9 protein-coding genes and 2 pseudogenes are annotated in these 8,846 nt (G+C 70.6%); 8 read left to right on the forward strand and 3 right to left on the reverse strand.

The genetic code is table 11. The features are described from left to right. From AB0D10_RS45180 to AB0D10_RS45190, 3 genes are all read right to left on the reverse strand, one after another. The coding region (locus AB0D10_RS45180; RefSeq protein ID WP_360268622.1) for a hypothetical protein at positions 1-598 on the reverse strand (598 nt) is incomplete at its 3' end. A 131-nt stretch (positions 599-729) separates the two neighbouring features. Beyond that, the gene (locus AB0D10_RS45185; protein ID WP_360268623.1) at positions 730-1,209 is read right to left on the reverse strand and encodes a hypothetical protein; all 480 of its coding nucleotides are present in this window, start codon (positions 1,207-1,209) and stop codon (positions 730-732) included. 359 nt (positions 1,210-1,568) lie between these two features. Next, positions 1,569-2,435, reverse strand: coding sequence for a helix-turn-helix transcriptional regulator (locus AB0D10_RS45190; RefSeq protein ID WP_360268625.1), 867 nt, complete (start codon positions 2,433-2,435; stop codon positions 1,569-1,571). Positions 2,436-2,699: 264 nt separating this feature from the next. On the opposite strand from AB0D10_RS45190, the gene AB0D10_RS45195 reads away from it, so the two are divergent. The 8 genes and pseudogenes from AB0D10_RS45195 to AB0D10_RS45230 form a co-directional block, all read left to right on the forward strand. Then, positions 2,700-3,152, forward strand: coding sequence for a nuclear transport factor 2 family protein (locus AB0D10_RS45195; RefSeq protein ID WP_360268627.1), 453 nt, complete (start codon positions 2,700-2,702; stop codon positions 3,150-3,152). Between the two features lie 232 nt (positions 3,153-3,384). Further along, complete coding sequence (locus AB0D10_RS45200; protein ID WP_360268647.1) at positions 3,385-4,314, forward strand: ABC transporter ATP-binding protein; 930 nt, start codon at positions 3,385-3,387, stop codon at positions 4,312-4,314. Then, a complete protein-coding gene (locus AB0D10_RS45205; protein WP_360268630.1) occupies positions 4,311-5,294 on the forward strand; it encodes an ABC transporter in 984 nt (327 codons plus the stop codon). Before AB0D10_RS45200 ends, AB0D10_RS45205 begins: the two co-directional genes overlap by 4 nt. Before the next feature lie 190 nt (positions 5,295-5,484). Then, positions 5,485-5,886: pseudogene (locus AB0D10_RS45210) on the forward strand (transposase); the annotation flags it as partial. A gap of 328 nt (positions 5,887-6,214) precedes the next feature. Beyond that, complete coding sequence (locus tag AB0D10_RS45215) at positions 6,215-6,406, forward strand: hypothetical protein (RefSeq protein ID WP_360268633.1); 192 nt, start codon at positions 6,215-6,217, stop codon at positions 6,404-6,406. A 3-nt stretch (positions 6,407-6,409) separates the two neighbouring features. Beyond that, positions 6,410-6,757, forward strand: coding sequence for a metalloregulator ArsR/SmtB family transcription factor (locus AB0D10_RS45220; protein ID WP_360268636.1), 348 nt, complete (start codon positions 6,410-6,412; stop codon positions 6,755-6,757). After that, positions 6,754-8,493 (forward strand): SulP family inorganic anion transporter, encoded by a 1,740-nt coding sequence (locus AB0D10_RS45225; RefSeq protein WP_360268638.1) that lies wholly within the window; start codon positions 6,754-6,756, stop codon positions 8,491-8,493. The genes AB0D10_RS45220 and AB0D10_RS45225 overlap by 4 nt, the downstream gene beginning before the upstream one ends. A 104-nt stretch (positions 8,494-8,597) precedes the next feature. Continuing rightward, positions 8,598-8,846: pseudogene (locus AB0D10_RS45230) on the forward strand (hypothetical protein); the annotation flags it as partial.

An 8,846-nucleotide genomic window follows, 5' to 3' on the forward strand; every position in this document is an offset into this window, starting at 1 on the left:
GCGCCTCGGGGTTCTTCGCGGGTGCGAACCCGGGCAGGCCGCAGAGGTTGGCCCAGTCCGGTTGTCTCTCGACCCCCTTCGTCGGCAGGTTCTTCGGTAGCGGCAGCTTTCGGTCGGCGCACGAGCGCGCCTTGGCCACCCCGTTGGCGAAGGCCACAGCCATGCGAGCCCTGGCCTCGTCATGGCCCTTCTCGCTGGTGAACACCTCGGTGCGTACGCCCTTCTGGCACCCCTCCGGGAGCACGGCCCACGCGGCGTCAGGGGTCACCGAGCCGGCCGCGTCGCCGGAGAACAGCCGGGCATCCGATGCGGCCAACGTGCCCGGGCCGTCGCCGGTGTTAAGGACGATGTTGAACTGTACGACCTTCTCGGAAGTCTCGAACAGGCCGGATCGGACCGTGGCGGAGCAGCTGTTCCCGGTGAAGTCCTTCGTCGCCGAGTAGCGTCCCTTGTCCTCGCTGATCCGCCCGGACCCCAGGAGATCGTGCACCTCGTCCGCGGTGACGGCCCCGTCGCAGACGCTGTCCGGGCCTCCGAGGTTCGTCAGCCGGTACAGCACGAAGCCCACCGCTCCGACCGGGACGAGGGAGAATGCCAACAGCACCACCGCCAGCCGAATCCGCAGCCTCAGTGTGGTGAACCCGCGCCGATTCAGCGCGGCACCGACCTTGCCGGCCGGCCCTGCGTTGTCGTCGGGAGGCCCGCTCTTGTTTCCAGTTCCCACGGTCCTCACGACCTGCCGAAGACGGCGCGATAGGTGTTGTTGATCCCGACGTCGTAGACGGTACCCGCGTTCGCCTGCAGCTGCTGGGGGATGCCGCCGTCGAGGTCCAGGGTCTTGCCGTCGTATCCGGACATGACCATCTTGTAGTTGACCATCGCGTCCAACTGCTGCCGCCCTGCCGAGAAGTGGGAGCTCAGATTGTCCTTGAGCCCCGTGTCGATCTTCGACTTGACGCCGTCCGCGTACGCGGCGGTCCCGATGTCGACGTAGCGCTGCGCGAGGTTACCCACTCCCGGAATCAGGTTCGCGGGCGTGCCGAGCAGGTGGTAGTTCATCTTCGCCTGCCAATCCGCGGTCGACTTCTCGGCGTCCGCGTGGTCGACGGCGGCGTCGGCGTACACCGCGTCGAGTGCGCCGAGGGTGGCGGCGGAGTTGTGGATGAGGGCTTCCGGCTGGGGCTTCGCATGGCCTGTCGCATCGGGCATCACGGCGTCCCGGTCGAGCCCGTCCAAGCGACGGGCGATCTCCTGGGTCTCCGCGTGCTGGATGACGGCGAAGGACGCCGGGTCCTCGGCGGAGCCCCGGATGAGACGCAGGAGTTGGTCCTGGGTGACGGTGAGACCACTGGGCGAGGTGGTGGAGAGGCGCGTCCCGGAGGCCGGCCGTGGGCCCGCGGCCGCCCGTCGAAGGGCACTCGATCGCTACGTCCGGCGGCTGCGTCGGCGTGATGACCCACGGTCAGCGATCATGCCCGGGAACTGGTTGCTTGGACAGCCGCTGCTCAGCCGTTGTGTGGGCGTAAAGACACCCTTCAGGCCCGGTCGCGCCCGGCCAGGCGCCAGGGTTACTGGCCAGGGCCGTGGGCGACGGCTGCGACGGCCTGGGTGCCGATGGTCGAGAGAAGGGCGAACTGCTCGGCGGCTGACGTACCCGAGGGCGCGGTGAAGAACGCGATCCGCAGGTCGCTACCGGGGACGGTCAGTGTGTCGCAATCCACGGTGACGGTACCGAGCGCGGGATGGTGGATGGTCTTGCTGTCGGCGGTGTGGAAGCCCACGCTGTGGGAGCGCCACAACTCGTCGAAGCGCCCGCTCTCACGCCGTAGGTCGGCGATCAGTGACCCCAGCTCCCCGTCCGCGGGATAGCGGGCGCTGGAGGTACGCAGGTCGGAGACCATCGCGGTCTCGAACCGGGTCTTCTCCTCGGGGGTGTGGGTGACCCGGGTGGGCAGGTGGGTGAAGTGGCGCCACGCGACATTGCGCTCACGGCCGCGCGACGTGGAGGGATCGCCGACCAGCACCGCCCACAACGGGTTCCACGTGATGAGGTTCCACGCCGCGTCGTGGACGCTGAAGGGAGTGCCGCGCAGTTGGTCCAGCAACCGCCGGACAGTGGGCGGAATGTGCTGGGATATCTGCCCGGCGGTGGGAGCGACCTGCCCGCCGAGGAGGAACAGGTGATCCCGCTCGGCCTGCGACAGCTGCAGGGCTCGCGAGAGCGAGGCGAGGACCTGGGGAGACGGCGAGGTGGCGCGGCCCCGCTCCAGGCGCACGACATAGTCGACGGAGAGCCCCGAGAGCTGGGCCAGCTCCTCGCGGCGCAGTCCTGGGGCGCGCCTGACACCGCCGGTCGGGAGCCCTGCCTCCTGGGGGCTCGTCCGGTCGCGCCATTGGCGCAGAGCTGTGCCGAGTGCCTTGTTGTCCTGAGTCACCCCCTTAGTGTCCGCTACCGGCCCGGCCGCAGCCTGGTACTGCCGGACCCCCCGCTGACCGGGGCTCTCCCTCGATCCGCGCTGGTCGGTGAAGGTTGAGGACATCGCCACCGCCGTGATGACGGAGACGAACAAAGGGGCTCGGATTCGAGACGGCATGCCGCTCCGTCGAGCGGGCACCCGCCGTGAGCCCGTCCCCCGGTGACAACGCGCACCACCACCCGCGTGTGGCCCTGCAGGCCGCCGACCTTATGGAGCATCACCATGACCACGAACCACGAGAGCGCCCTGGATACCGCCAAGGCCTTCTTCGCCGCCTTCGAGGGCCGCGACCCGCAGGGTGTGCGCGCCCTACTCGCACCCCACGCCAACATCACCATCCCGCTGTCGATCGAGGGTACGCCCGCACCCTGGTACGTCTTCGACGGTCAGGAGCACGTGATGGGCTACATCGAGTCCGTCGCCGCGAAGTTCGACCGCATCGCCTTCCTCGACAAGGTCTACACCGTCAGCGAGGATGCCAAGTCGGTCTTCCTGCAGGCCAACGGCGACATCCTGTCCACCGCCGAACAGCTCGTCTACCGCAACGTGTACATCTTCCGCGTCGAAATCCAGGACGCCAAGGTCACCAAGGTCTGGGAGTACGCCAACCCCGTCGCCTACGCCAATCTCGGCATCAAGAACTCCGACGCGGAAGCAGCCGCCCAGGCCTGCTGACGACGGTGCTGTGCCCGGAGCGGCAGCTCCGGGCACAGCACCCGCAGAACGCGCCCGCCGGGCCGGATGGCGAGCCGGTGGGGTGGACGGACCGGTCCCGCGCGGCAGCTCCCGAAGCGGGACGACGTGACCGCCCCGGCCGCGCATGTCCGGAGGAGCAGTACGTCGACAGCGCGGCGACCACCGGCAGCAATCACCACAGCGAACGCAAGGAGCTCACGTGAGTACGGTCATGGGTCATGGGGGGTTCGCGGAGGAATCCGCGATCGAGGCGCACGGCCTCGGAAAGCGGTACCGGCGCGGCTGGGCGCTCAAGGACTGCTCGTTCCGGCTGCCGGCCGGTCGGGTCTGCGGGCTCGTCGGCGCGAACGGCGCGGGCAAGACCACGTTGATGGGGATGGCGGTGAACCTGTTGAAGCCGACAACCGGCACCGTCCGGGTGTTCGGCGCGGCCCCGGGGTCCACGGAGGCGAACCGGCGGACCGCCTTCCTCGCCCAGGAGAAGCCGCTGTTCCGGCGGTTCACCGTCGCCGAGATCCTGCGAGTGGGCCGGGAGCTGAACCCCCGCTGGGACCAGAAGACCGCCGAGGAGATCGTCCGTTCCGGCGATGTGCCGTTCACCGCGCGGATCAGCACTCTCTCCGGTGGCCAGCGCACCCGGGTGGCCTTCGCCCTCGCCTTCGGCAGACGTCCCGACCTGCTCGTCCTCGACGAGCCGATGTCGGACCTCGACCCGCTGGTACGCCACGAGCTCATGTCCGTCCTCACGGCCGAGGCCGCCGAGCACGGCACCACCGTGCTGATTTCCTCCCACCTGCTCGCCGACCTGGAGGACATCTGCGACTACCTCATCGTCATCGCCTCGGGTGGTGTCCGCCTGGCCGGCGAGGTCGACGCGCTCCTCGCCGCCCACACCCTGCTCACCGGGGCCCGCACGGGTGCAGGCGTCCACCAGGACCTCGCTCGGCACACGGTCGTCGAATCCCGCGCCAGCGGTCCGCAGGTCACCGCGCTCGTGCGACCCGACGGACCCCTCGTCGGCACCTGGCAGGCCGACACCCCCACCCTCGAAGAGGTCCTCCTCGCCTACCTCCGCTCTCCCGACACGCCACCCCTGATCAGCCCCAGCGCCCGGATCGACCCGAACACGGCGGCAGCATGAGCACCCTGACCACCTCCCCCGCGCCCGCCCGCCGCGGCCCGCTTCTCAGCGGCCTGACCTGGCTGGTCTGGCGCCAGCACCGAGCCGCGTTCTGGACCGGGCTCGCCGTCACCGCCACGGGCATCGCGTGCTTCGCCTACCAGCGCGCGAGCATGATGGAGTACCTCAGCGGGATCGGCTGGCCCACCCCGACGTCGCCGAACTGGTCGGCCGGCTTCGAGACATACGACTCCCGCCTGTCCACCACCTCGTCCCTGCTCGGCCTCCTCATGCCCGTCCTGGTCGGCGTCTTCCTAGGCGCTCCGCTGATCGCGAACGACTTGGAGCACGGCACCGGAAAGCTCGTCACATCGCAGGCGGTGAGCCGCAGCTCCTGGCTCGCCAGGAAGCTCGGCATGGCCGTACTCGTGGTCACGATGTGCACCTCGGCGCTCTCCGCCGCCTTCGGCTGGTGGTGGGGACCGGTCAGCAAGGAGAACAAGGCCCTCTACTGGCTGGCGGGCAGCGCCACGGGCCCGGCGCCGGTGGCACTCACCCTGTTCACGATGGTCGGAGGCGTGGCGATCGGCATGGTCCTGCGCCGCACCCTCCTTTCCATGGTGGTCACCTTCGGCTTCGCCGTCGCGGTACAGCTCGTCTGGGCCTCTCGCTGGCTGGATCTCGGCCACCTGGTGACGGTCACCATGCGTGACGGCGTCGGCAACGGCACGTTCCCGAACCTGCCCGAGGGCGCCTACGACATGCACCAGTCCTACCTCACCGGCGCGGGAGAGCTCCTCGCCCACGGCACCTGTGCCATGGAGACCCAGCGGGTGATCAACGAGTGCCTGGCCAGGAATGACATCGTCGGTTGGTCGGTGGACTACCTGCCCCCCTCGGAGTTGTCACCCATGCTCTGGACCGGGTCCGCGATCCTCCTGGCCCTCACGGTCGCCGTCGCGGTGTTCATATTCTGGTGGGGCCGCAAGCGGCTGTACTGAACCCGGCGCCCTTACAACGTGTCCTACGTGGTAGCTGAGTCGTCGGACCGGTCATGGGGAGTGGTGGGTGGGGTTGGATTGTTCCTGACGGTTTGTGGGATCTGGTGGAGCCGTTGACAAGGTCTTAGGTCGCCGGGTCGTCCCCGCCGCGGCTCGATGCCGACGGACGGCAACCGCCGAGAGGGAGCACATGTCGGACGTGACCTGCGGAATCGACTGGGCCGAGGACCATCACGACATCGCGGTCGACTCCGACGCCCGCCTGCTCGGCAAGCTCCGGATCGGCGACGACGCCGCGGGCTTCCAGGACCTGTTGCGACTGCTCGCCGAGCACGGTGACAGCCCAGAGACTCCGATCCCGATCGCGATCGAGACCTCCCGGGGGCTGCTGGTCGCCTGCCTGCGCGCTTCCGGCCGGCGGGTCTACGCGATCAACCCGATGGCGGTCGCCCGCTGTCGTGACCGGCACGCCGCATCCCGCAAGAAGTCCGACCGCCAGGACGCCGTCGTCCTGGCGAACATCCTGCGGACCGACGCCGAGCTCCACCGACCGCTGCCCGACGACTCCGACCTGGTCAGGGCGATCGCCGTCTCCGTTGTGACAGTCGGCTGACCCAGCCCCGCACCGCGCTGCTCCGCGCTGCTCCGCGCTGCGGGGAGGGAGGCGGGGGAGTGTGGAGTACCGCAGTGCCGTCGGCGGCGAAGGCCGAGTTCCTGGCCGAGCGGCCCCGCTGCGAGGGATGTCGTCGCGGCTGGACGCGGGAGTGACCGCAACCGGTCGTGACCTGCTCGCCACATGCCGGGCACGACTTGCCTCGATCGCAAGTTGAAGAATTCTTCATGTTCATAGATGCTGCATTCTTGTATGGAGAGGTTCGACGCGGTCGGCTGCGGTGGTGGCCGGCCTGGGGAGGGTGGCGATGAGCGACGTGTTCGACGAGGAGCTGCGTGAGCAGCTGGCCGAGGCCCGGCGGCTGCGCGCGTCGGCGAGGGAGGCCGACGACGAGGACGGGACCCAGGCGTATGCGGGCCGGATCACGCAGTTGCTGCGGATCGCCGCACACCACGGCATCACGGTGGAGCACACCATGGACGAAACGGAAGAGGACTGAGCGATGGCGGTCCCGCTGTACCAAGCGAAGGCGGAGTTCTTCCGCACCCTCGGCCACCCGGTCCGGATCAGGGTCCTGGAGCTGCTCCAGGACGGGCCGCTCCCGGTGCGCGAACTGCTGGCCGCCATCGAGGTCGAGCCCTCCAGCCTCTCCCAGCAGCTCGCCGTGCTGCGCCGGACCCAGCTGGTGACGGCGACCCGGGAGGGCAACACCGTGGTCTACGCGCTGAGTACCCCGGATGTGGCCGACCTGCTGCGTGCCGCCCGGCGGATCCTCACCGAGATGATCACCGACCAGGGAACGCTTCTCGCCGAGTTGCGCGAGCCGGAACAGCAGGCGCACCGGGCATGAGCGGGACTTCCGACAACATCGCGTTCTCTCCCGCGTTCACGGTCTTCGCCCGGCGAGTGGGGGCGCGGCTGCGCGCGGTACTGCCGAACCGGACGACGATGGCGACGATGGGCCGCTCGCCGCGCAAGGACCTGCTGGCAGGGCTGACGGTGGCGGTCGTCGCGCTGCCGTTGGCGCTCGGGTTCGGCGTGGCCTCCGGCGCGGGGGCCGAGGCCGGACTCGCCACCGCGGTGGTGGCCGGCGCGCTGGCCGCGTTCTTCGGTGGTTCCAACCTGCAGGTGAGCGGGCCGACCGGGGCGATGACCGTCGTCCTGGTCCCGATCGTCCACCAGTACGGCACCGCCGGGGTTCTGACGGTCGGGCTGATGTCCGGTGTGCTGCTGGTCGCTGCCGCGCTCGGCGGGGCCGGCCGGTTCATGGCCTACGTGCCCGCCCCGGTGGTGGAAGGTTTCACCTTGGGCATCGCGGGCGTGATCGGCCTGCAGCAGGTGCCCGCCGCGCTCGGTGTACAGCCCTCAGGCACGGAGAACGTCGTGGCCGCCGCCGCGGACGCGGTCGCCGCCTTCGCGCGAACCCCGCACCCGGCCGCGCTCGCCCTGGCGGCCGGGGTGGCGGCGGTGATGCTGATCGGTGCCCGGCTGCGTCCGGGCATCCCGTTCTCGCTGCTGGCGGTCGTCGCCGCCACCCTGGTCACGGGGATGGCCGGCCTGGATGCGGCCACGATCGGGCACCTGCCCGCCGGGCTGCCCGCGCCCTCGCTCGACTTCCTCGATCTCGGTGAGATCCCGCATCTGGCCACTGCCGCGCTGGCCGTGGCCGCCCTTGCGGCGTTGGAGTCGCTGATGTCGGCCACAGCGGCGGACGCGATGAGCGTTTCGGAGCGCCACGACAGTGACCGCGAACTGTTCGGCCAGGGCATCGCCAACCTGCTCGCCCCGTTGTTCGGCGGCGTTGCCGCGACAGGCGCGATCGCCCGTACCGCCGTCAACGTCCGCTCCGGTGCCGCCTCCCGCCTCGCCGCACTCGTCCACGCGGCCGTGCTGGCCGTGGTGGTGTTCGCCGCCGCCCCGCTGGTGGCGGGCATCCCGCTGGCCGCGCTCGCCGGGGTGCTGATCGCCACCGCCGTGCGCATGGTCGAGGTCGCCTCGCTGCGGGCGCTGGCCCGCGCAGGGCGGGGCGAGGCCGCGATCCTGGTCCTGACCGCGGGCGCGACGCTGGCCTTCGACCTGGTCACCGCCGTCATCGTCGGCCTGCTGGTGGCCGGCGCGCTGGCCCTGCGCCAGGTCGCCCGCTCCGCCGCCCTCACCAGGGTGCCGTTGCACGAGGGCCTGCCCCCGGCCGACCACCACGCCGAGGAACAGGCACTTCTCGCCGAGCACATCGTCGCCTACCGCATCGACGGTCCCGTCGTCTTCGCCGGCGCGCACCGCTTCCTGCTCGAACTCGCCGAGACCACCGACGTCAAGGCCGTCATCCTGCGCCTGTCCCGGGTCAGCACCATCGACGCCACCGGCGCCCTCGTGCTCCGAGACGCCATCGCCAAACTGGAGCGGCGCGGCATCCTCGTCCTGGTCTCCGGCGCGCGCGAGGACCACCTGAAGACGCTGGACGCCCTCGGCGTCCTCGACGCCCTGTACGCCGAGCGCCGGGTCTTCGCCGCGACCCCCGACGCCATCGGCTACGCCCGGCGCCATGTGAAGGGCGTCGTTCAGGACGCCGGGCAGGGACAGCGGTGACCCACCGCCGGCGGGGCGTGCGCCGCCATCCAGAACCTGACCCCCAGCCGACGCCCCCGGCCGGAGTCCCGCCCGAATCCAGGGGAGGCGCCTACACCCTGAGCATGGCCGTGGAGGTGGCGATGATCCGCCTGTCCGCGCGCACCAGCCACACGGTCCTCACCGCCTGGGGCGTCCCTGCTGGAGCAGCCATCCTGGACGCCTCCCTGCTCGTCGTCACTGAACTCGCCACCAACACCGTCCGCCACGCCCGCTCCGCCCGCTCCGCCCGCTCCGCCCGCTCCGCCCGCTCCGCCCGCTCCGCCCGCTCCGCCCGCTCCGCCCGCTCCGCCCGCTCCGCCCGCTCCGCCCGC

This window comes from Kitasatospora sp. NPDC048545, from assembly GCF_040651155.1.
GTDB lineage: Bacteria > Actinomycetota > Actinomycetes > Streptomycetales > Streptomycetaceae > Kitasatospora.